19 protein-coding genes are annotated in these 22,431 nt (G+C 71.2%); 11 read left to right on the forward strand and 8 right to left on the reverse strand.

What is annotated here, in order from left to right; all coding sequences use genetic code 11:
* Positions 1-91: 91 nt before the first annotated feature.
* Together OHO83_RS16850 and glgB are read left to right on the forward strand one after the other, a co-directional pair.
* Positions 92-1,513, forward strand: a complete 1,422-nt coding sequence (locus OHO83_RS16850; RefSeq protein WP_266674310.1) for a maltokinase N-terminal cap-like domain-containing protein — start codon at positions 92-94, stop codon at positions 1,511-1,513.
* The gene (glgB, locus tag OHO83_RS16855) at positions 1,510-3,747 is read left to right on the forward strand and encodes a 1,4-alpha-glucan branching enzyme (protein ID WP_266674308.1); all 2,238 of its coding nucleotides are present in this window, start codon (positions 1,510-1,512) and stop codon (positions 3,745-3,747) included. Before OHO83_RS16850 ends, glgB begins: the two co-directional genes overlap by 4 nt.
* On the opposite strand, the gene OHO83_RS16860 is transcribed toward glgB, so the two are convergent.
* From OHO83_RS16860 to OHO83_RS16875, 4 genes are all read right to left on the reverse strand, one after another.
* On the reverse strand, positions 3,734-5,977 hold the full coding sequence (locus tag OHO83_RS16860) for a HelD family protein (protein WP_266674306.1): 2,244 nt from the start codon (positions 5,975-5,977) through the stop codon (positions 3,734-3,736). The two genes, glgB and OHO83_RS16860, sit on opposite strands and share 14 nt — an antisense overlap.
* 199 nt (positions 5,978-6,176) lie before the next feature.
* Entirely contained in the window at positions 6,177-6,503 is a 327-nt protein-coding gene (gene trxA, locus OHO83_RS16865; RefSeq protein ID WP_323186927.1) for a thioredoxin, read from the reverse strand.
* A gap of 1 nt (position 6,504) precedes the next feature.
* Positions 6,505-6,909 carry a MerR family transcriptional regulator gene (locus OHO83_RS16870; protein ID WP_266674304.1) on the reverse strand — a complete coding sequence of 135 codons (405 nt, stop codon included), beginning with the start codon at positions 6,907-6,909 and terminating at the stop codon, positions 6,505-6,507.
* A 42-nt stretch (positions 6,910-6,951) separates the two neighbouring features.
* Positions 6,952-8,685, reverse strand: coding sequence for an MFS transporter (locus OHO83_RS16875; protein ID WP_266674302.1), 1,734 nt, complete (start codon positions 8,683-8,685; stop codon positions 6,952-6,954).
* Between the two features lie 181 nt (positions 8,686-8,866).
* Between OHO83_RS16875 and OHO83_RS16880 the strand changes: the two genes are divergently transcribed.
* Positions 8,867-9,463 (forward strand): TetR/AcrR family transcriptional regulator, encoded by a 597-nt coding sequence (locus OHO83_RS16880; RefSeq protein ID WP_266674300.1) that lies wholly within the window; start codon positions 8,867-8,869, stop codon positions 9,461-9,463.
* A 159-nt stretch (positions 9,464-9,622) separates the two neighbouring features.
* On the opposite strand, the gene OHO83_RS16885 is transcribed toward OHO83_RS16880, so the two are convergent.
* Positions 9,623-11,053 carry a cation:dicarboxylate symporter family transporter gene (locus OHO83_RS16885; RefSeq protein WP_266674297.1) on the reverse strand — a complete coding sequence of 477 codons (1,431 nt, stop codon included), beginning with the start codon at positions 11,051-11,053 and terminating at the stop codon, positions 9,623-9,625.
* Positions 11,054-11,174: 121 nt separating this feature from the next.
* On the opposite strand from OHO83_RS16885, the gene OHO83_RS16890 reads away from it, so the two are divergent.
* The 5 genes from OHO83_RS16890 (at position 11,175) to OHO83_RS16910 (ending at position 16,695) form a co-directional block, all read left to right on the forward strand.
* Positions 11,175-12,806 carry a sensor histidine kinase gene (locus OHO83_RS16890; protein WP_266674293.1) on the forward strand — a complete coding sequence of 544 codons (1,632 nt, stop codon included), beginning with the start codon at positions 11,175-11,177 and terminating at the stop codon, positions 12,804-12,806.
* Complete coding sequence (locus OHO83_RS16895) at positions 12,803-13,501, forward strand: response regulator (RefSeq protein ID WP_266674289.1); 699 nt, start codon at positions 12,803-12,805, stop codon at positions 13,499-13,501. Before OHO83_RS16890 ends, OHO83_RS16895 begins: the two co-directional genes overlap by 4 nt.
* A 120-nt stretch (positions 13,502-13,621) precedes the next feature.
* Positions 13,622-14,989 (forward strand): extracellular solute-binding protein, encoded by a 1,368-nt coding sequence (locus OHO83_RS16900; protein ID WP_266674287.1) that lies wholly within the window; start codon positions 13,622-13,624, stop codon positions 14,987-14,989.
* Complete coding sequence (locus tag OHO83_RS16905) at positions 14,986-15,864, forward strand: carbohydrate ABC transporter permease (RefSeq protein ID WP_227297277.1); 879 nt, start codon at positions 14,986-14,988, stop codon at positions 15,862-15,864. The genes OHO83_RS16900 and OHO83_RS16905 overlap by 4 nt, the downstream gene beginning before the upstream one ends.
* A complete protein-coding gene (locus OHO83_RS16910) occupies positions 15,865-16,695 on the forward strand; it encodes a carbohydrate ABC transporter permease (protein ID WP_116509760.1) in 831 nt (276 codons plus the stop codon).
* A gap of 65 nt (positions 16,696-16,760) precedes the next feature.
* On the opposite strand, the gene OHO83_RS16915 is transcribed toward OHO83_RS16910, so the two are convergent.
* A complete protein-coding gene (locus OHO83_RS16915; protein ID WP_266674284.1) occupies positions 16,761-17,447 on the reverse strand; it encodes a DUF2848 domain-containing protein in 687 nt (228 codons plus the stop codon).
* A gap of 136 nt (positions 17,448-17,583) precedes the next feature.
* Between OHO83_RS16915 and OHO83_RS16920 the strand changes: the two genes are divergently transcribed.
* Positions 17,584-18,939, forward strand: a complete 1,356-nt coding sequence (locus tag OHO83_RS16920) for an MFS transporter (RefSeq protein WP_266674282.1) — start codon at positions 17,584-17,586, stop codon at positions 18,937-18,939.
* Between the two features lie 46 nt (positions 18,940-18,985).
* A complete protein-coding gene (locus OHO83_RS16925; protein ID WP_266674280.1) occupies positions 18,986-19,780 on the forward strand; it encodes a carbon-nitrogen hydrolase family protein in 795 nt (264 codons plus the stop codon).
* 81 nt (positions 19,781-19,861) lie between these two features.
* On the opposite strand, the gene OHO83_RS16930 is transcribed toward OHO83_RS16925, so the two are convergent.
* Entirely contained in the window at positions 19,862-20,488 is a 627-nt protein-coding gene (locus OHO83_RS16930) for a GntR family transcriptional regulator (protein WP_266674278.1), read from the reverse strand.
* 111 nt (positions 20,489-20,599) lie between these two features.
* On the opposite strand from OHO83_RS16930, the gene OHO83_RS16935 reads away from it, so the two are divergent.
* A complete protein-coding gene (locus tag OHO83_RS16935; RefSeq protein WP_266674276.1) occupies positions 20,600-21,313 on the forward strand; it encodes a helix-turn-helix domain-containing protein in 714 nt (237 codons plus the stop codon).
* Positions 21,314-21,335: 22 nt separating this feature from the next.
* Here the strand turns inward: OHO83_RS16935 and OHO83_RS16940 are convergent, their stop codons facing one another.
* A complete protein-coding gene (locus tag OHO83_RS16940) occupies positions 21,336-22,361 on the reverse strand; it encodes an ATP-dependent 6-phosphofructokinase (protein ID WP_266674274.1) in 1,026 nt (341 codons plus the stop codon).
* Between the last annotated feature and the right edge of the window lie 70 nt (positions 22,362-22,431).

Here is a 22,431-nt window from a genome sequence, read left to right on the forward strand (position 1 = left end):
CGACACGTCCCGCACGTACTGCCTCTGCCGCATTTCCGGGACGCCGCCCCGCACCCAGTCGCGGCCCGCCCCGGGGAAAGGACGTGACGCCATGCCGGATGCCGTCACCCGAACCGGCCCGACCGCGCGACCCGAGCTGCTCGCCTCGCTCGATCCGCTCCTGCGCGCGTGGCTGCCCCGGCAACGCTGGTTCGCGGGCAGAACAGCACCCGCCCTCACCCTGCTCGCCGCGACGGACCTGCTGCCGGCCACGGCACGGCAGCCGGGCCTCATCCACGCCCTCCTGCGCATCGAGCCCACCCAGGACACGTACCAACTCCTGCTGGGCGTACGGGAGTCGCTGCCCCCGTACCTGGCGCCGGCCCTCATCGGCCACGTCGCGCAGGGACCCCTCGCCGGGCGCACGGTCTACGAGGCCCTGCTCGACCCCCGCCTGACGGACCTCCTCCTGGAACGGCTGCGCCACCCGGGCCGCCTGGACGGACTCCGTTTCGCGCACGACGGCGAGACCCCGATCCCACCGGGCCTCACCCCCCGCCCCCTCGACGCGGAGCAGTCCAACTCGTCGATCATTTACGGAGATACGTTCATCCTCAAGGTGTTCCGCCGTGTCACGCCGGGCCTCAACCCGGACCTGGAACTCCAGCGCGCGCTGGCCGACGAGGGCTGCGAACGCGCGCTCGCCCCGGTGGCGTGGTTCGAGACGACGGACGGCGACCCGCTCTCGCTCGGCCTGCTCCAGCCCTACCTCACGGGTGCGACGGACGGCTGGGACCTCGCGCTCGGCGAACTGTCCAAGGGGCAGGACTTCCGCCACGAGGCCCGCGAACTCGGCCGCGCGACAGCCGAGATCCATCTCGCCCTGGCACACGCCCTGCCGACGGTCACCCTGGGCCGCGCCCACACCGTGCAGCTGGCGCAGTCGATGAAGGACCGTCTCGACAAGGCGGTGCAGGCCGTACCGGCGCTCCATCCCTACGCACCCGCGCTGCACACCGCCTTCGACGCCCTCGCGGCCGACACGACTCCCCGCACCGCCCAGCGCGTCCACGGGGACCTGCACCTGGGCCAGTGCCTGCGCTCGCCCGCCGGTGCCTGGTCGGTCATCGACTTCGAGGGCGAGCCCTCCCGCCCCCTGCCCGAACGCCGGCTGCCGCACCCGCCCGCCCGGGACGTGGCCGGCATGCTGCGCTCCTTCGACTACGCGGCCCGCACGAACCGGCCGTGGGCGCCGGACTGGGCGCGCCGGTGCCGGGACGCGTACTGCGCGGGCTACGCGCAGGCCTCCGGTGACGACCCGCGCACGGACCCGGTCCTGCTGCGCGCCTACGAGACGGACAAGGCGGTCTACGAAGCCGTCTACGAGGCCCATCACCGCCCGGACTGGCTGCCGATCCCCCTCTCGGCGATCGAGCGTCTCGCCGCGGAGGCCTCCGGCATGCCGCGCCCCCGGCCCGAAGACGCGGCACCGCAACACCCCATGTCGATCCCGAGCCAGGAGGCCACCCCGTGACGCACGACCCCTCCCGCTCCACACCTGCGACACCCGTCACCGCCGCCCCGGCCCCCACCCCCGCCGCCGACCGCGACCGCCTCCTCGCCGGCACCCACCACGACCCGCACTCCACGCTGGGCGCGCACCCCATGTCCACCGGCACGGCGTTCCGGGCGCTGCGCCCGTACGCCCGCACGGTCACGGTCGTGGCGGACGGCCTCAGGGTCCTGCTGCACGACGACGGCGACGGCTTCTTCTCGGGCCTCGCCGACCTGCCCGCACCCCCGGACGAGTACCGCCTCCAAGTCACCTACGAGGGCGCCGACCACGAGACCCCGGACCCGTACGGGCTGCGGCCCGCGCTCTCCGAGTTCGACCTGCACCTGATCGGCGAGGGCCGGCACGAGCAGCTGTGGCAGGCGCTCGGCGCGCACCCCATGACGCATCAGGGCATCACCGGCACCCGCTTCACCGTCTGGGCGCCCAACGCCCGAGGGGTGCGCGTCGTGGGCGACTTCAACTACTGGAACGGGACGGGCCACCCGATGCGCTCGCTGGGCTCCACGGGGATCTGGGAGCTCTTCGTCCCGTCGCTCGGCGAGGGCGAGCTGTACAAGTTCGAGATCACCCGGCCGGACGGCTCGAAGACGATGCGCGCGGACCCGCTGGCCCGCCGCACGGAGGTCCCGCCCGCCAACTCCTCCGTCATCGACGCGTCGCACCACACCTGGCACGACGACGAGTGGATGGCCGCCCGCGGCACGCCGCCCGCGCACGAAGCCCCGTTCTCGGTCTACGAGATCCATCTCGCGTCCTGGCGCCCGGGCCTCACCTACCGTCAGCTCGCCGATCAACTGCCCCGCTATGTATCAGACCTGGGCTTCACGCACGTAGAGCTGATGCCGGTGGCCGAGCACCCCTTCGGCGGGTCGTGGGGCTACCAGGTCACCGGCTTCTACGCCCCGACGGCCCGCATGGGCACGCCCGACGACTTCCGGTATCTGGTCGACGCGCTGCACCAGGCGGGCATCGGCGTCCTCATGGACTGGGTGCCGGCCCACTTCCCGCGCGACGACTGGGCCCTCGCCGAGTTCGACGGCCGCACCCTGTACGAGCACGAGGACCCGCTGCGCGCCGCCCACCCCGACTGGGGCACCCTCGAGTTCGACTACGGCCGCAAGGAGGTCCGCAACTTCCTGGTGGCCAACGCCGTGTACTGGTGCGAGGAGTTCCACATCGACGGCCTGCGGGTCGACGCCGTGGCCTCCATGCTCTACCTCGATTACTCGCGCGAACACGGCCAGTGGACACCGAACGAGTACGGCGGCCGGGAGAATCTGGACGCGGTCGACTTCCTCCAGGAGATGAACGCGACGCTGTACCGCCGGATCCCCGGCGTCGTGACGATCGCCGAGGAGTCGACGGCGTGGGACGGCGTGACCCGCGCGACCCATCACATCGGGCCGGGCGGCTTCGGGGGGCTCGGCTTCGGCCTGAAGTGGAACATGGGCTGGATGCACGACTCGCTCGGCTATGTGTCCCATGACCCGGTCCACCGCAGCTATCACCACGACGAGATGACCTTCTCGATGGTGTACGCGTACAGCGAGAACTACGTCCTGCCGATCTCGCACGACGAAGTGGTGCACGGCAAGAAGGCCCTGGTGTCCAAGATGCCCGGCGACTGGTGGCAGCAGCGGGCCACCCACCGCGCCTACCTCGGCTTCATGTGGTCCCACCCGGGCAAGCAACTCCTCTTCATGGGGCAGGAGTTCGCCCAGGGAGCCGAGTGGTCGGAGGCGCACGGCCCGGACTGGTGGCTGCTCGACCCGTCGTACCCGGCGGAGCCCGACCACCGCGGTGTCCGCGACCTCACCCGCGACCTGAACGCCGTCTACCGGAACGAACCGGCGCTCTGGCAGCGGGACATGGACCCGGCGGGCTTCGAGTGGATCGTCGGTGACGCGGCGCAGGACAACGTGTTCGCGTTCCTGAGGCGCGCCGCCGACGGCAGCCCGCTCATGTCGGTGTCCAACTTCTCGCCGGTGGTCCGCCACGAGTACCGGTTCGGCGCCCCCGACGACGTACCGGCCTGGCACGAGGTCCTCAACACCGACGCGGCCCGTTACGGCGGCGGCGACGTCGGCAACCCGGACCCGGTCAAGCCGGACGCCCAGGGTGCCCACGGGCGTCCGGCCAGTGTCCGGCTCACGCTGCCGCCGCTCGCGACGGTGTGGCTCAGGCCCGCGTGACGAGCACGCCGCGCAGCGACTCGGGCAGCTCCCCGCCGTGCACGACGCCGAGGGTCTGGGTGGCCCGGGTCAGCGCGACGTAGAGGTCGCTGACGCCGTACTCGCCGGGCTCCACGACGAGCACGCGGTCGAACTCGAGCCCCTTGGCCTGGCGGGGGTCGAGCAGCACCAGGTGCTTGGTGAGATCGGGCTCGCCGCCCGCCACGACGTCCGGCAGCACGGCGGCGAGCGCCGTGTGCAGCCGGCGGGGGGCGATCACCGCGAGCCGCCCCTCCTCGGGCGTCGCGGCGAGGGCCTCCTCGGCCACGGCCTTCACGATGTCGTCGGCCGCGCGCGCCCAGGGGCGCACACCCGTCGAGCGGACCGAGGACGGCGGCTCGAAGCCGGGGTGCTCGGCGCGCAGCACGGCCGCCGCGACGTCCATGATCTCGGACGGCGTGCGGTAGTTGACGCCGAGCCGGGTGTGCTCCCAGCGGTCCTCGACGTACGGCGCGAGGATCTTCTCCCACGATCCGACGCCCGCCTCCTCGGCGGTCTGCGCGGGGTCGCCGACCAGGGTCATGGACCGCGTCGGCGAACGCCGCATCAGCAGCCGCCACGCCATCGGCGACAGCTCCTGCGCCTCGTCGACGATGATGTGTCCGAACGCCCAGGTCCGGTCGGCCGCCGCGCGCTCGGCGGCGCTGCGGTGGTCCTCCTCCTCGTACCAGTCGGCGACCCGCTCGGCGTCGACGATGTCGTGCGCGGCGAGGACCTCGGAGTCCTCCTCGTCCTCGAACTCGTACGTCTCGGAGCCACGCGAGAGTTCGAGGACGCCCTGTGCGTAGGCGATCCGCTCCTGTCGCGCCGCCTCGGCCAGGGCGCGCTCGGCACTGTCGTCGACGCCGATCAGCTCGGCGGCCTCGTCGAGGAGCGGAACGTCCGCGGGGGTCCAGTCCGCCGGCCCCGTCACGTCCCGCCGGATCACCTTCGCGTCCTCGCCGGCCAGCTGAACGGGTTCGGCCAGGAAGTCCGCGACGAGGTCCTGCGGGGTGAGCCGGGGCCACAACTCCTCGATGGCGGCGTGCACTTCGGTGCTGGCGGCGACGCCCTTGCCGAGCTGGGCGAGGTCGTCGGGACCGAGGAAGTTGGGGCCGCCGTACGGGTCGGCGCCGATACGCTCCGCGAGCTGGGCGGTGAGCGCGTCGATGATCCGGAAGGCGAAGTGGGGGCGGGCGAGGTTGTGCGGCAGGAGCGTGTCGCGGGCCGCCTGCCGGGCCTCGTAGGCGATCTCCCAGTCGAGGATCAGGTCACCGTCGTCGTGCGGGACGACCACCGGGGCGCCGGGCTCGGGGAGCTGCTGCCGGTCGCGCACGGCGAGCGCGAGGGCGTCCACCATGGCCTCGGCGCCCTTGACGGCGGCGGCGTGCGGGGTGTCCTCGGCGGTGGCGTGCACACCGGGGAACAGCTCACCGAGCGACGCGAGCAGCACACCGGTCTCGCCGAGCGCGGGCAGGACCTCCCCGATGTAGCCGAGGAAGGCGGGGTTCGGGCCGACGATGAGCACGGCCCGCTTGGCGAGGAGCTCGCGCTGCTCGTACAGGAGGAACGCCGCCCGGTGCAGCGCCACCGCGGTCTTGCCCGTGCCGGGACCGCCCTCCACCACGAGCACGCCGCGGTGCGAGTGGCGGATGATCCGGTCCTGCTCGGCCTGGATGGTCTGCACGATGTCGCCCATGCGGCCGGTGCGGGCCGAGTTCAGGGCGGCGAGCAGCACCGCGTCGCCGGTCGGGTCCTCGAACCCGGTGCGCTCCTCGTCACCCAGGTCGAGGATCTCGTCGTGCAGCTCGGTGACGGTGCGGCCCTCGGTGGTGAGGTGGCGGCGCCGCCTGATGCCCATGGGCGTGTGCCCGGTGGCGAGATAGAAGGGGCGGGCGACCGGCGCGCGCCAGTCGATCAGAATCGGGGTGTGCTCGCTGTCGTCCTCGCGAATTCCGATGCGCCCGATGTGATGCGCGGTGCCGCCCGCCTTTTCGGTGAGATCGATCCGGCCGAAGCACAGCGAACCGTCGACCGAGTTCAGCGCCGCGAGCAGGCCGGAACGCTCGACGACGAGGAGATCCCTTTCGAGCCGCGCCTGCTGACCGGTGCCGACCGGCGTCAGGGCGTCCGTGACCGACTCCGCGGCATCGCCGCGCAGCACATCGACGCGCGCGTAAAGCCGGTCGATGAATTCCTGCTCTTTCTGCAATTCAGCGATTTCACGCGCTTCACGGGTTGACAAAGCGGCTCCCTGCCAGGTACGATGTGTTTATTCGGCCCCCGGTGAGGGGCCTTTTCTGTGGGCACACAGAAAAACTCAATATACCCCCTGGCAGGGTCCAATTGCACCCCAGGGATTTCACCGCCGCTATTCGGCCCGGTCACCGGCCTCCGTCACACCGACGCGATCAGGCGACCTCCGCCAATTCCTCCAGCAGTCGCCGCTTCGGGCGTGCCCCGACCCGCGACCACACCGGCTCGCCGTCCTTGAAGACCATGAGCGTCGGCATCGACAGCACCCCGTAACGCACCGCGGTCTCCGGGTTGCGGTCCACGTCGATCACCACGACGTCGAGCCGCTCCCGCTCCTCGTCCGCGATGGAGCGAAGCACCGGCGCGAGCTGCCGGCACGGCCCGCACCACTCGGCGGTGAACTCCACCAGGACCGGCCTCCCGGCCCCCAGCACCTCTGTGTCGAAGTCCGCGTCCGTGACGTCCCTCAGATCCGTGCTCACATCACCCTCCCAGTTCGCAGCGCGGCGACGGGTCCTCGCCCGCCAGCGCGTCCATGGCCCCTTCGGCGCGCTCCAGCTGCGCGCCGACCTTCTCCCGTACGGCGGTCAACTCGCCGATCAGCGCATCGAGTTCGCCGAGCTTGCGGCGGTACACCGCGAGCGAGGCGGGGCACGAGTCGCCCTCCGGATGCCCGGCCCGCAGGCACTCCACGAAGGGCCGGGTCTCCTCCAGCTCGAACCCGAAGTCCTGCAGCGTCCTGATCTGCCGCAGGGCCCGCAGGTCCGCCTCGTCGTACGTGCGGTAGCCGTTGCCCGCGCGCCGCGCGGGCAGCAGCCCGCGCGACTCGTAGTACCTCAGCGTCCGCGTGGACGTCCCGGCCCGCTCCGCCAGCTCTCCGATGCGCATGTCCTCGACGGTAGACGTTGACGCCGACGGAAAGGCCAGCGATCAGGCGTTGCTCCGCGCGGCCGGCTCCTCCTCAGGGACGTCCGACGCGACCCCGGCGCCCGGCTCGACGGCGCCGGACGGCTCGGCGGCGGCGTCCGCCTCTGCCTCCGCCACCCGCTCCCCCCGCCGCGGCAGCAGTACCGCCACCAGCACGGTCCCGACGCCGAGGATCACCGCGCCGACCACGCTCGTGTGGGCCACCGCGTCCGAGAAGGCGGAGCCCACCGCGTCGGCCATCTGCCGCGCGCCGCCCGAGAGCTGCTCGGCCTGCGCCTTGAGCTGGGCCGCCTGCTCGGGGCCGGTCGCGCCCGCCGCCTTCTCGGCGATCTTGTGGGCGTGGTCCCCGATGCCCTGCGCGACCGCGTAGCCCGCGCCGACCGAGTCCTGCGCGGTGCCCAGCGCGTCCGCGGGCAGCTTCGAACCGGCCGTGTTGTCCGCCAGCCGCGACGAGTACGAACCGGCCAGGACCGAGCCGAGGATCGCGATGCCGAGCGAGCCGCCGAGTTCGAGCGACGTGTCGTTGACCGCGCCGCCCACGCCCAGCTCCGACTCGGGGAACGAGCCCATGATCGCGTCGGTGCACGGCGAGAGGGCGAGGCCGATCGCGAGGCCGAGGATGACCAGGGACGGCACGAAGTCCCCGTACGAGGACGTGGCGTCGACGCGGGTGAGGAGGGCGAGGGCCGCGGTGCCGCCGACCATGCCGGCCGTCACCGTGATCTTCATGCCGATGCGCGGGGTGAGGTACCCCGTGAGCGCCGAGCCCACGAAGACCGCTCCGGCGAGCGGCAGCATGCGGACGCCGGTGGCCAGGGCGTCGTAGCCGAGGACGAACTGGAGGTGCTGGGTCAGGTAGTAGAAGGCGCCGAAGACCGCGAGGAAGAACAGGGCGACCGCGAGGTTCGAGCCGGAGAAGCGGCGGTCCGCGAAGCGGCGGACGTCCAGGACCGGGCGCGGGTGGCGCAGCTCCCACAGCACGAAGGCCACCAGGGCCACGCCCGCGACGACCGCGGCGCCGATCGCCTTGGCGCCCCAGCCGAAGTGCGGACCCTCGATGATCATGTAGACGAGGGCGCCGACCCAGACGACGGAGAGCAGACCGCCGACGTAGTCGATGCGGTGCTGGTGCGCGGCCTTGGACGGCGGTACGAGGACGAGGGCGCCGACGAGGGCGACGGCGGCCACGGGCACATTGATCAGGAACGTCGACGACCAGCCGTGGTCGCGCAGGAGCGCCCCGGCCACCAGCGGCCCGGCCGCGATGGCGAGGCCCGCGGTGGCGGTCCACAGCACGATGGCCTTGGCGCGCTCGGCGCGCGGGAAGGTGGCCGCGAGCAGCGACAGCGTGGCGGGCATGATCATGGCCGCGCCGACGCCCATCACCGCGCGGGCCGCGATGACCCCGGTGGAGCTGTCGACGAGCGAGCCCGCGACGGCGCCGCCGCCGAAGACGACGAGGCCGAGGACGAGCGCCCCGCGCCGGCTGTACTTGTCGCCGATCGCGCCGAGCAGCAGCATCAGGGCCGCGTACGGGACGGTGTAGCCGTCGATGACCCACTGGAGGTCGGCGCTGGTCAGGCCGAGGTCCTTGGTCATGTCGGGTGCCGCGACGGTGAGCGCGGTGTTCGCCATGACGATGATCAGCAGGCTCAGGCAGAGCACGATCAGGGCCCACCAGCGGCGGGCGTACGGCCGGTCCATCCCCTCGACCGGTTCCTTCATGACGAGGCGCATTCCCTTGCCACCCTCCGGGGCGCTCGGCCCCACAGTCCACGAGTCCGTTCCACGCGTCCACGTGCCCACGGACATTGCACAGCAATGTGCAATTACACAGCACTGTGCAATTTACGTCATTGCACAGCGCTGTGCAAAACCACACGTGAACGGGGTCGGCACCGGGGTGCAGAATGGGCGCGTGACTTCAGGCCGAGCCGACACCAACCGCCGCCGCATCCTCGACGTCGCCCTCGCCGAGCTGCTGCGCGACCCGGACGCGTCCATGGACCAGATCGCCAGGGCCGCGGGCGTCGTCAGGCGAACGGTCTACGGGCACTTCCCCAGCCGCGAGGCGCTCGTCGCCGCGCTGGTCGACGACGCGGTCGTCGCGGTCGAGGCCGCGCAGACCGAGGGGCGCGCGGGCGTGAGCGACCCGGCCGAGGCCGTGGCCCGCTCGCTGCTCGCCGTGTGGGAGGTCGCCGACCGCTACCGTCTGCTGGTCGCGCTCGCGCAGCGCGCCGTCACCGTCGAGGGCATCCGCGCCAGGCTCAGCCCGGTCCGCGACAGCTGCAGCGAACTGCTCCAACAGGGCCTGGAATCGGGCGAGTTCACCTCTCCCCTGCCGCCACCGGCCCTCGCGTACGTCCATGAGCAGGTGCTGTTCGGACTGCTCGAAGCGGTCAACGACGGGCTGATCCCAGCAGAAGAGGCGGGCCGCTCCGCCGCGGTCACCGTACTGACCGCGGCGGGCGTACCCGCCTCACGCGCCACCGAACTGGTGGCCGGGATCGACTAGGGGCTGTCACGCGCCCCGCCAGGGGCGCGGGGAACTGCGCCACCAGCCCCCAACGACCCGCTGCTTCAGACCGGCCCGCCCCGCCCCAGGAGCGCGGCAAACTGCGCAACGGGCCCAGGGCGGTCCGCGGATTCCTCAGCTGCGAACCCAGCGGAGCGCTCAGGCCTTCGCCAGCTCCTTGTCGTCGCCGCCCCGCTGGTCGGGAACGTCGGCCGCCGGGGCGTGGCTCCCGTCGTCCACGAGGGTGCGCTCGTCGAAGGGGAGGTCACCGGCGAGCACGCGCTGGACGCGGTCCTTGTCGACCTCACCCGTCCACGTACCGATGAGGAGGGTGGCGACGGCGTTGCCCGCGAAGTTGGTCAGGGCGCGGGCCTCGCTCATGAAGCGGTCGATGCCGATGATCAGGCCGACGCCGTCGACGAGTGCGGGCTTGTGCGACTGGAGTCCGCTGGCGAGCACCGCGATACCGGAGCCGGAGACACCCGCGGCGCCCTTCGACGCGACCATCATGAACAGCAGCAGGCCGATCTGCTGGCCGATGCCGAGGGGCTGGTCCATGGCGTCCGCGATGAAGAGCGAGGCCATGGTCAGGTAGATCATCGTGCCGTCGAGGTTGAACGAGTACCCGGTCGGCACGGTGATGCCGACGACGGGACGGCTGACGCCCAGGTGCTCCATCTTCGCGATGAGCCGCGGCAGCGCGGACTCGGAGGACGAGGTGGACAGGATCAGCAGGAACTCGCGGCCGAGGTACTTCAGGAGCGCGAACAGGTTGTACCCGGTGGCCAGACGCAGCACGCTGCCGAGGACCACCACGACGAACAGGATGCAGGTCACGTAGAAGCCGAGCATGATCGTGGCCAGGGCCTTCAGGGCGTCCACACCGGTCTCGCCGATGACGGCCGCCATCGCGCCGAACGCGCCGACGGGCGCAGCCCACATGATCATGCCGAGGACGCGGAAGACCAGCTTCTGGATGTGCTCGACACCCTTGAGGACCGGCTCACCGGCGCGCCCCATGGCCTGGAGGCCGAAGCCGACGAGCAGGGCAACCAGGAGCGTCTGGAGCACCTCGCCCTCCGTGAACGCCGACACGAGGGTCGTCGGGATGATCCCGAGGACGAAGTCGACGGGGCCCTCGGCGGCGTCCTTGGCCGCGGTGTGGCCGACGTCCTTCACGGCCTGCGTGAGGTGCATGCCGTCGCCCGGGTGCAGGATGTTGCCGACGACCAGGCCGATGGCCAGCGCGACCACGGACATCACCAGGAAGTAGCCGAGCGCGAGCCCGCCGACCTTGCCGATCTTGGCGGCCTTGCGTACGGAACCGACGCCGAGCACGATCGTGCAGAAGATGATCGGCGAGATCATCATCTTGATCAGGGCCACAAAGCCGGTACCGACCGGCTTGAGCTCCTTGGCGAAGTCCGGCCAGATGAAACCGACCGCGATGCCGAGAAGGACGGCACCGATGACGGCGATGTACAGATAGTGGGTGCGGTCTCTCTTGGTGGCGGCTGCCACCTGGGTCTCGGCCACGGGTGCCTCCTGACGACGGTGTCGGGCGTACGGGAACCTGCACGTACGCGCCATGCGTGCGGCTCACGTCTGGCGAATCACGGTGACTATCTCCCGGCTTGTGAAGGCCGTCACCCTTCCGTTCATTTAGTTCACGCTTATACGTTCAGCTCGTACCGAGAGGCAGACTGGGCCCATGCGCCTCCCCTTCCTGCCACGCGCCCGCAGCCTGGCCGGCCAGCTCTTCGCGATGCAGGTCGTCCTGGTCGCCGTCGTGGTCGCGGGGTGCGCGCTGTTCACGTACATCAGCGACGGCAATCAGGCCGAGCAGGCCGCCACGCGCCAGGCGACGGCGGCGGCCCGCGCGGTCGCGGACGCGCCCTCCGTCCGCGGGGCGATCACGGGCGACGGCGACCCGACGCGCACGCTCCAGCCGTACGCGAGCGACGTCCAGCGCCACACCGGCGTGGACTTCGTCACGATCATGGATCCGCACGGCATCCGCTGGACGCACCCCGACGAGCGCCGCATCGGCGAGCGCTTCCTCGGCCACATCGGGCCCGCCCTGCGGGGCCGGACCTTCTCGGAGACGTACACGGGCACCCTCGGGCCGTCCGTGCGCGTGGTGACCCCGATCATGTCGGGGCGGCGGATCGTCGGCCTGGTCAGTGCCGGCATCACGGTCGAGGAGATCAGCGCGCAGGCGCGCGGCCAGGTGATGGCGGTGGCCGGCGTCGCGGCGGGCGCCCTCGTGCTCGGCGGCATCGGCACGTACGTCATCAACGCCAGGCTGCGGCGGCACACCCACGGCATGAACGCGACCGAGCTCAGCCGCATGCACGCCTACCACCAGGCGGCGCTGCACGCGGTGCGCGAGGGTCTGGTGATGCTCGACGGGCAGCGCAGGATCGCGCTCATCAACGACGGGGCGCGCGAGCTGCTCGGCGTCGGCGACGAGTCGGTCGGGCGCAATGTCGCGGAGCTCGGCCTGCCCACCCCTCTGACGGGCGCGCTCCTCGCGGCGGAGCCCCGCGTCGACGAGGTGCATCTCACCACCGACCGCGTGGTCGTCGTCAACACCTCCCCCGTCTCCAGCGGCGAACGGCGCGGCACCGTGGTGACCCTGCGCGACCACACCGAGCTCCAGGCGGTCATGGGCGAGCTGGACTCGGAGCGGGGCTTCACGCAGGCGCTGCGCTCGCAGGCCCACGAGGCCGCGAACCGGCTCCACACCGTCGTCTCGCTGATCGAGCTGGACCGGGCCGACGAGGCGGTCGACTTCGCGACGGCCGAACTGGAGCTGGCGCAGACCCTCACCGACCAGGTCGTCGCCGCCGTGAGCGAACCGGTGCTCGCCGCGCTTCTGCTCGGCAAGACGGCGCAGGCCAACGAGCACGGCGTGGAGCTGGAGATATCCGGGGACAGCCGCATCGACGACGGCCTGGTGCCGCCCACCCTGCCCGCCCGCGACCTCGTGACGATCCTCGGCAACCTGCTCGACAACGCGGTCGACGCGGCGCAGGGCTCCCCGCACGCGAAGGTGACGGTCACGGCCCGTGCTCAGGACGACACCCTGCTGCTCCGGGTCACGGACACCGGCCCTGGTGTCGCCGACCGCCACGCGGACGCGGTCTTCGAGCGGGGATGGTCCACCAAGCCGGCGGGTCCCGGCGGGCGCGGCCTCGGACTCGCCCTCGTCCAGCAGTCCGTCGCCCGTAACTCCGGCACCCTGACCCTGGCCGAATCCCCCACCGGCGGCGCACAGTTCACCGTCGTCCTGCCCCTCCAGCGCACGAGCGCGCCCACGCCCACGGGAGGCACCGCGTGACCGGTCCCGACGCCACCGGCGGCACCATTCGAGTACTGGTCGTCGAGGACGACCCGGTGGCCGCCGACGCCCACGTCCTGTACGTGAACCGGGTCCCCGGCTTCACCGCGATCGGCAAGGCGCACACGGCCGCCGAGGCCCACCGCGCCCTGGAGCGCACCCCGGTCGACCTGCTCCTCCTCGACCTGCACCTCCCGGACGGCCACGGTCTCCAGCTGGCGCGCTCGCTGCGGGCGGCGGGGCATCACACGGACGTCATCGCGGTGACCTCGGCCCGCGACCTCGCGGTGGTCCGCGAAGGGGTCTCGCTCGGCGTGGTGCAGTACGTACTGAAGCCCTTCACGTTCCCGACGCTGCGCGACCGGCTCGTGCGCTACGCGGAGTTCCGGGCGGCGGCCGGCGAGGCGGGCGGCCAGGACGAGGTCGACCGCGCCCTGGCCACACTGCGGGCCCCCGGTCCGGCCGCGCTGCCCAAGGGGCTGAGCGCGCCGACCCTCGAGCGCGTGACGCGGACGCTGCGCGCCGCCCCGGAGGGCCTGACCGCCGCGGCGGCGGCCGAGTCCGTGGGCATCTCGCGCATCACGGCCCGCCGCTACCTGGAGCATCTCGTCGAGTCGGGCCGGGCCGCCCGCAGCCCTCAGTACGGTCAGGTGGGCCGGCCCGAACTGCACTACCGCTGGCTCACGGCGGTCTAGACCCTTGGTCAACCACCCACTCCTGCACGGGGATTGACCTTGGTCCGACCCCGCCCGTACGTTCACCGGGCAGCCCCGCTCGGCAAGCCGGCCGGCGGCGGCCCGTAGGAGGTCGTGCCCGTGCGCCCCACCGCTCCAGTGCTCCTCAGCGCCACTCTGCTCATCGCCGCGACCGGCCTGACGGCCTGCAGCAGCGGCTCCGGGGACGACCCGGACACCGTCAGGATCTCCTTCAAGCAGTCGACCGACAACCAGATACGTGTCATGGACAAGTACCTGGCGTCGATGAAGACGCAGTTCGAGAAGGACCATCCGGGCAAGAAGGTGAAGCTGGTGCCGATCAAGGCGCCGGACTCCGAGTACTACACCAAACTCCAGCAGATGCTGCGCTCCCCGAAGACGGCACCCGACCTGGTCTACGAGGACACGTTCCTCATCAACTCGGACATCACCAGCGGCTATCTGAAGCCCCTCGACTCCTATCTCGCCAAGTGGCCCGACTGGAACCAGTTCATCGACACGGCGAAGAACGCGGCCAAGGCCCAGGACGGCAAGACGTACGGCGTCCCGGACGGTACGGACACCCGCGGACTCTGGTACGACAAGGGCATCTTCGCGAAGGCGGGCATCAAGACCCCCTGGCAGCCGAAGACCTGGGACGACGTCCTCGACACGGCCCGCACGATCAAGAAGAAGGTCCCGTCCGTCACCCCGCTCAACGTCTACACGGGCAAGCCGGGCGGCGAGCAGTCGGCGATGCAGGGCTTCGAGATGCTCCTGTACGGGACGGGGTCGGGCACGGCGGACCCCCTGTACGACAGCTCGTCCGACAAGTGGATCACCGCGGGCAAGCCGTTCAAGGACGCGCTGAACTTCGTGAAGACGGTCTACGGCGAGAAGCTCGGCCCCGACGTCTCCGACGCCCTCGACCCGAACATCGGCACCCGGGTCCGCGGCGAGCTGCTCCCCAAGAGCAAGCTGGCGATCAACCTCGACGGCTCCTGGCTCCCGCAGGACTGGCTGAAGGGCAGCGGCCACGAGTGGCCCGAGTGGTCGCAGAGGCTGGGCCTCGCGCACATGCCGACGCAGAACGGCCAGGCGCCGGGCAAGGTCAGCATGTCCGGCGGCTGGACGTGGTCGGTCCCGTCGAAGGCGTCCAACCCCGACCTGGCCTTCGAGTTCATCAAGACCATGCAGACCAAGGCCAACGCCCAGAAGTGGTACATCGCCAACTCGGGCATCGCGGTACGCAAGGACGTCGCGGCCGACCCGGCGTACGTGAAGGCGCAGCCCGGCATCAAGTTCTTCACGGACCTGGTGGCGTCGACCCACTACCGGCCCGCGTACCCGGCGTACCCGAAGGTCTCCACGGCGATCCAGGAGGCGATGGAGTCGGTCACGACCGGTGACAGCTCGGTCGAGAAGGCGGCGAGCACCTACGACGAGCAACTCAAGACGGCGACGGACGGCAAGGTGATCACCAAGTGAAGGTGGGGCGGGGCGGTGCACGCCGCCCCCTGACACGCGCCCTGCCCCTGGCCCCTTCCCTGGTCCTGCTGCTGCTCTTCCTCGCCGGCCCGATCGCGTACTGCGCGTACATCGCCTTCACGGACCTGCAGTTGACGGGCCAGGCCCACTCCTCCTTCGTGGGCTTCGACAACTTCACGGCCGCGTTCAAGGACGACGCGTTCCTGAACGCGGTCTGGCTCACCCTCGTCTTCACGGTCCTGTCCTCGCTCATCGGCCAGAACACGCTGGGCCTCGCCCTCGCCGCGCTGATGCAGCGCGCGTCGAAGACGGTCCGCACGGTCACGGGCGCGGTCGTGATCTGCGCGTGGGTCCTGCCGGAGGTCGTCGCCGGCTTCCTCCTCTACGCGTTCTTCCGCCGCGAGGGCACGCTCAACGCGATCCTGGACTGGCTCCATCTGCCCACCCAGAACTGGCTGTTCACGCTGCCGATCCTCGCGGTGTCCTTCGCGAACGTGTGGCGCGGGACGGCGTTCTCCATGCTGGTCTACTCGGCGGCGCTCGGCGAGATACCCAAGGAGATCACCGAGGCGGCGGAGATGGACGGCGCGGGCGGCTGGCGCCGCATGTGGCACATCACGCTGCCGATGATCCGCCGCTCCATCGGTACGAACCTCATGCTGAACACCCTGCAGACGCTGTCCGTCTTCGGCCTGATCTGGGTGATGACGCGAGGCGGGCCCGGAAACCGCAGCCAGACCCTGCCCCTGTTCATGTACGAGCAGGCCTTCCAGAAGAGCATGATCGGCTACGGCACGGCGGTCGCCCTGCTCCTCCTGGTCGTCGGCTCGCTCTTCTCGCTGGTCTATATGCGCCTGCTGCGCTCGGAGGCCTGAGTGTCCTCACCCCGCACCGTCCGCCACCGCCTCGCGGCCGACGCCGGACTCCTGATCGTCGCCGCGGCGTTCGTCCTGCCGCTGGCGTGGGTGGTCCTCTCCGCCCTCGACGCGCACGCGAACCTCCAGGTGAAGATCCCCGACGGCGTCACCCTGGACAACTTCGACGCGGTCCTGACCCCCGACATCACCTTCACGCCGCTCCTCAACAGTCTGCTGCTGTGCGGCGGCGCGACCCTCCTGACGGTGGCGAGCGCGGCCCTCGCGGCGTACCCGCTGTCCCGCTACCGCTCCCGCTTCAACAACCCGTTCCTGGCGACGGTCCTGTTCGCGACATGCCTCCCCATCACGGCGATCATGGTCCCGGTCTACGCGCTCTTCGTGCAGGTCAATCTGATCGACACGATGCAGGGCACGATCTTCTTCTTCGCGGCGTCCCAACTCCCGTTCGCCATCTGGCTGATGAAGAACTTCATGGACGGCGTCCCGAAGGAGCTGGAGGAAGCGGCCTGGACGGACGGAGCGTCCTCGTTCCAGTCCCTGATCCGCATAGTGCTCCCCTTGATGGGGCCGGGCATATCGGTGGTCACGGTCTTCTCGTTCGTCATGATGTGGGGAAACTTCTTCGTCCCCTTCATGCTCCTGCTCACTCCCGAACAGATGCCGGCCTCGGTGAGCATCAACGACTTCTTCGGCAACCGGGGCACGGTCGTCTACGGCCAGCTGGCAGCCTTCTCGATCATCTACTCGACGCCGGTGATCCTGCTGTACGTCCTGGTGGCCCGGCGCTTCGGCGGAGGGTTCGCGCTGGGGGGCGCGGTCAAGGGCTGACCGCGCCGAGCCGCATGCCGCGCCCTCGCGCCCCGCACTGATCGACGGGCCGCCCGGCCTCCCCCTCAGCCGATCGGCACCGGCATCCTGACCACGTCGTACGCCAGGCCGATCGTGTCGCCCGTGGCCGGGTCGGCCAGTTCCACGCGCCAGTGGGGGGCGAACTGGTCGACGCCCTCGGACATCGGGATCGTGCCCGAGATCAGGACCGTGCCGGGCACCAGGTCGCCGCGTCCGCGCAGAACGTCGGCCCAGTAGCCGGGCGTGAGCAGCTCGGCCAAAGTGCCGTCCTGGATCAGGGTCTCCTGGCCGTCGTGGGTCACCCAGGCGCGCAGGGTCAGGTCGTCGAGGCGCTCCTGCACGTCGGCGAGGCGCCAGGCGCGGCGGGCGAGGACGTCGGGGCTCGCGTTCTTGCTCCATGCCACGCCGTGCACCTCCAGCTCGCGGTCGGTGTGGTCGCAGGCGGCGGTCAGGAGCAGGTCGCCGTCCTGGTCGACGACCAGCGCCCACTCGGCCTCGCCGGAGGTGCGCCCGTGCTGGACGCGGACCTGGTCGGTGTGCTGGGCGAGGTAGGGGGAGACGGGGTAGAGCGCGGGGGTCACGGACGGCGCGGGCACCCCCAGCTCGGCGAGTTCCGCCACGTGGGCGGCGACGTCGTCCTGGCTGCGCCCGGCATATCCGGCGTTGAGCACCTGCACGACATCGACCGTGCGGGTGGTGCCGTCGGGCAGTTCGAAGGTCAGCAGCGCCATGGGGTTTCTCCACATCGTTCGCGGTCTCGGCGAGGTTAACTTTTGCGCGGAAGGCTTGCGCATACGACCTGTATACAAGAAGTATGCCGGAAGGTCGACAGTTAGCCTCATCCAAGGAACCTCAGGGACGGACGTCGTGAACGACACCAGCACGAGCACGGAAAAGACCCCGCTCGGCGGGTCCGCGGTCCGCCGCGCCTTCTTCGCCAGCCTGACCGGAACCGCACTGGAGTGGTACGACTTCGCCATCTACTCCGTCGCGGCGGCGCTGGTCTTCGGCGACGTCTTCTTCCCCTCGGAGGACCCCGCCACCGGCACCCTTCTGGCGTTCTCCACCTACGCCGTCGGCTACGTGTCGCGCCCGCTCGGCGGTTTCGTCTTCGGCCGCCTCGGCGACAAGCTCGGCCGCAAGAAGGTCCTGATCGCGACCCTCGTCCTGATCGGGGCCGCCACCCTCGCGATCGGCCTGCTGCCCTCCTACGCCACGATCGGCGTCGCCGCTCCGCTCACCCTCGTGATACTCCGCTTCGCCCAGGGCGTCGGTGTCGGCGGCGAGTGGGGCGGGGCGGTGCTGCTGTCCAGCGAGTTCGGCGATCCGCGCCGGCGCGGCTTCTACGCCTCGGCCGCGCAGATCGGCCCGCCGGTCGGCAACCTGCTCGCCAACGGCGTACTCGCCGCCCTCGGCGCCCTCCTGACGGAGGCTCAGTTCACGTCCTGGGGCTGGCGCGTGGCGTTCCTGCTCTCCGGCGTGCTCGTCTTCTTCGGCCTGTGGATCCGCGCGAAGCTCGAGGAGACCCCCGTCTTCAAGGCGATGGAGGCCGAGCAGAAGCGCCCCGAGGCCCCGATCCGCGAGGTCTTCACGACGCACCCGCGCGCCCTGGCGGCCGCGATCCTCAGCCGCGTGGCCCCGGACGTCCTGTACGCGCTGTTCACCGTCTTCGTCCTGACCTACGCGACCGGCGAACTCGGCATGTCCCGCGGCTCCGCCCTGGCCGCCGTCCTCATCGGCTCCTCCCTCCAGGTCTTCCTGATCCCGCTGGCCGGCGCCCTCTCCGACCGCGTCAACCGCCGCGTCCTGTACGGGGTCTCGGCCGCGGCCGCCGGTGTGTGGCCGTTCCTGTTCTTCCCGATGATCGGCGGCGGGAGCTGGCCGCTGCTCGCACTCGGCGTCGTGGTGGCCCTGGTCTTCCACTCCGCGATGTACGGGCCGCAGGCGGCCTTCATCGCCGAGCAGTTCTCCCCGCGGCTGCGCTACACCGGCTCCTCGCTCGCGTACACGCTGGCCGGTGTCATCGGCGGCGCCGTCGCGCCCCTGCTGTTCACCGCGCTGCTCGACGCGTACGACTCGTGGATCCCGCTGGCCCTCTACGTCGCGGGCACCGCGGTCGTCACCATCGCCGGACTGTGCCTGGGCCGCGACGGCGACCGGAGCGACGAGGAGCCGCTGAGCGGTGAACCGGTCCGCTCCCCCGCCACGTCGACGACATCCTGACCCCGGACCACGCATTCCCGAACCCCCACCCGAGGAGGAACGTCTCATGCGTATCGCGCTGAGCCAGATCACCACCGGCCCCCGCCCCGAGGAGAACCTCGCGCTCCTGCGCGAACAGGCCCGTCTCGCGGCGGACGCGGGGGCCCGCGTCGTCGTCTTCCCGGAGGCCGCGATGGCCTGCTTCGGGACCTCGCTGGCGCCGCTGGCCGAACCACTCGACGGCCCCTGGGCCGCGGCGGTGCGCCACATCGCCAAGGAGGCCGAACTCGTCGTCGTCGCGGGGATGTTCACCCCGGCCCCGGACGGAAAGGTGGCGAACACCCTGCTCGCCACCGGCCCCGGCGTCGAGGCGGCGTACGACAAGATCCACCTCTACGACGCCTTCGGCTTCGCCGAGTCCGACACGGTGGCACCCGGGTCCGAGGTCGTCACCTTCGACGTCGACGGCACCCGCATCGGCCTCGCGACCTGCTACGACGTCCGCTTCCCCGAGCTGTTCAGGGCCCACGCCGACGCGGGCGCGGTCGTGTCCGTACTCCCCGCCTCATGGGGCGCGGGCCCGGGCAAGCGGGAGCAGTGGGAGCTGCTGATCCGCGCCCGCGCGCTCGACGCCACGCTCTGGCTCGCCGCCGTGGACCAGGCGGACCCGGCTGCCTCCGGCGTCCCCGCCGCCTCGAACGCCCCCACGGGCATCGGCCACAGCGCCGTCGTCGGCCCGGACGGAACCGTGCGCGAGCACCTCGAAGAGGGACCGGGACTGCTCATCGCGGACCTGGACCTCGACGAGGTCGCCTCGGTCCGCCGTTCCATCCCGGTACTGGCCAACCGCCGGAGCCTTTGACGACGAGCCGGACGCACGGCAGGCCGGCCGGGGCCCTTCTTCCGGACCGGGTGGAGCCCGGCAAGATCCGGAAGAAGGGCCCTAGCCGGCGAGCAGTACCTTGAGCGTCGACTCCAGGTGGCTGTCGATCGCGGTGCACGCGGCCTGCCGGTCTCCGGAGGCGATCGCGTCGAGGATCGCCTGGTGCTCATGGAGCACGGACTCCTGCCGGCCGTGCTGGTTGAACAGCGCCACGACACCGGCCCGGATCTGGCGGCTGCGGAGCCCGTCGTAGTGGCGGTCGAGCAGGGCGTTGCCCGCCGCCGCCACGATCGTCGCGTGGAAGAGGTGGTCCACCGCGATGAACTCCTTGGCGTGCTCGGCCCCGCTGAGCGTGCGCTGGCGGTCGAGCAGCGCGGTCAGCTCGGACACGGGGGCCTTGCCCCCGGCGATGACCCGCTCCGCGGAATACCGCTCGACGATGCCGCGCAGCTCCATGAGCTCGGTGATCTCCCGCCCCGACAGCGGCACGACCTGCGCCCCGCGCTTGGGGACCAGCCGTACAAGGTCCTCGGCGGCGAGCAGCAGGAGCGCCTCGCGGATCGGGGTGCGGGAGACGCCGATCCGGTCGGCGAGCTCCTGCTCGGAGAGGAACTCCCCTTGCCTGTCCGGGTCCGCGAGCACGTTCTCCTTGAGAAACGCGTAGGCCTTGTCCCGTCCCGACGTCACGACTGCCCCCAGGGTTGCATACAAGGAGTATACGGACTTGGTCACCCGGAGTCCCGTCCCCGTAGGTTCCTACGACAAGTAACCCGGTGCGAACAGACCGTAGCCACCGGCATGTCCCACACCTACCGTGTGCCCGTGCACCCAAGCGACTCCGCCCCGCCGTTCAACGCTCCGGCCGCCCGACGCCTCCGTGAGGCCCTGGGGATGGCACCCGGGCATGTCGCTTACGGCATGCGCGCCTCCTACGGCCAGCATCACGTCACGCCCGACACGGTCATCGCCTGGGAACGCGGGCTCACCTCGCCGACAGCGGCTGAGCTCACCGCGCTCGCGGGTGCCCTGTGGTGCTCGCCGGGCGACCTCATAGGCGCGGCGCGGACGCTGCGCGAGCACCGGATGGCGCGCAGCATGGCCCCGGAGGACGTGGCGCGCACGGTGGGGGTGGAGATCCATGCGTATCTGCGGATGGAGGAGACCGGCGAGTGGCGCGGCAACGAGCGCCAGTCGGCCACCCTCGCCGAGGTGCTCGGCCTTGCGCCGCCGGACTTCGCGACCGTCACGGGCCGCGACGAGCAGCTGGCGGACTTCCTGCGCAGCGCGGTGACCACGCGCTGGCAGGCGTACACGCGCCCGATCACCAAACTCGTCCCCGTGCACAAGGGCCAACTGGAGGAAGCGCTCCAGGAGATGCAGCTCGAGTACCAGGCGCTGATGGCCGCGACGCTCAGCTGGGGCGGCGGCGCGGGGCGCGAGTCGGGCGAGGCCGGGCGGGAGTTCCTCGACGGGATCCTCGACGAGTTCTGGTCGAGGATGCACACGTCGTAGACGGCAGACGGACCGTGGAGCTCTAGAAGACCGATTCCGCCTCGTCCATGCGGTCCTTCGGCACCGTCTTCAGCTCGGCGACGGCCTCGGCGAGCGGGACCATCTCGATCTCCGTGCCGCGCAGCGCCGTCATGCGGCCGGAGACGCCCCGGTGCGCGGCCTCGACGGCGTGCCAGCCGAAGCGCGTGGCGAGGACCCGGTCGTACGCGGTCGGGGTGCCGCCGCGCTGGACATGGCCGAGAATGACCGGCTTCGCCTCCTTGCCGAGGCGGCGCTCCAGCTCGAACGCGAGGGCCGTGCCGATGCCCTGGAAGCGCTCGTGGCCGAAGCGGTCGATCGCGCCGGTCTGGTAGTCCATCGTGCCCTCGGCGGGGTGCGCGCCCTCGGCCACACAGATGACGGCGAACTTCTTGCCGCGCGAGAAGCGTTCCTCGACCATCTTGACCAGGTCGGCCGGGTCGAAGGGGCGCTCGGGCAGGCAGATGCCGTGCGCGCCGCCCGCCATGCCGGACTCCAGGGCGATCCAGCCCGCGTGCCGGCCCATCACCTCGACGACCATGACGCGCTGGTGGGACTCGGCGGTAGTCTTCAGCCGGTCCATGGCCTCCGTGGCGACGCCGACGGCGGTGTCGAAACCGAACGTGCGGTCGGTGGCGGAGATGTCGTTGTCGATGGTCTTCGGGACGCCGACCACGGGCAGGCCCGCGTCGGCGAGCATCCGGGCCGCGGTCAGCGTGCCCTCCCCGCCGATGGGGATGAGGACGTCGAAGCCGATCTCGGTGGCGAGTTCCTTGGCGTTCTCGCAGGCGGCGCGGAAGCGGTCGCGCTCGAGCCGGGATGAGCCGAGGATGGTGCCGCCGCGGGCGAGGATGCCGCTCACGGCGTTCAGGTCGAGGGTGCGGTAGCGCCCGTCGAGCAGTCCCGCGTATCCGTCCTCGAAGCCGATCACCTCGTCGCCGTGGTGTGTGACGGCGCGGTGCACGACCGACCGGATCACTGCGTTCAGGCCAGGACAGTCGCCGCCGGCGGTGAGAACTCCGATACGCATCGTGCGTGTCTCCTGCTCGCTGTTGAGACTTGTGAGCCGCTCCGATTCTTTCACGGCCGTGGGGGCGATG

Origin of the sequence: Streptomyces sp. NBC_00569 (assembly GCF_036345255.1) — a bacterium.
GTDB lineage: Bacteria > Actinomycetota > Actinomycetes > Streptomycetales > Streptomycetaceae > Streptomyces.

Excerpts from the sequence above, each read along its gene's own strand:
- OHO83_RS16850 (WP_266674310.1), top strand. The coding sequence starts at position 92 with ATGCCGGATGCCGTCACCCGAACCGGCCCGACCGCGCGACCCGAGCTG.
- OHO83_RS16870 (WP_266674304.1), bottom strand. The coding sequence starts at position 6,909 with ATGCGCATCGGAGAGCTGGCGGAGCGGGCCGGGACGTCCACGCGGACG.
- OHO83_RS16875 (WP_266674302.1), bottom strand. The coding sequence starts at position 8,685 with ATGCGCCTCGTCATGAAGGAACCGGTCGAGGGGATGGACCGGCCGTAC.
- OHO83_RS16885 (WP_266674297.1), bottom strand. The coding sequence starts at position 11,053 with ATGGCGCGTACGTGCAGGTTCCCGTACGCCCGACACCGTCGTCAGGAG.
- OHO83_RS16890 (WP_266674293.1), top strand. The coding sequence starts at position 11,175 with ATGCGCCTCCCCTTCCTGCCACGCGCCCGCAGCCTGGCCGGCCAGCTC.
- OHO83_RS16915 (WP_266674284.1), bottom strand. The coding sequence starts at position 17,447 with ATGGCGCTGCTGACCTTCGAACTGCCCGACGGCACCACCCGCACGGTC.
- OHO83_RS16925 (WP_266674280.1), top strand. The coding sequence starts at position 18,986 with ATGCGTATCGCGCTGAGCCAGATCACCACCGGCCCCCGCCCCGAGGAG.
- OHO83_RS16935 (WP_266674276.1), top strand. The coding sequence starts at position 20,600 with ATGTCCCACACCTACCGTGTGCCCGTGCACCCAAGCGACTCCGCCCCG.
- OHO83_RS16940 (WP_266674274.1), bottom strand. The coding sequence starts at position 22,361 with ATGCGTATCGGAGTTCTCACCGCCGGCGGCGACTGTCCTGGCCTGAAC.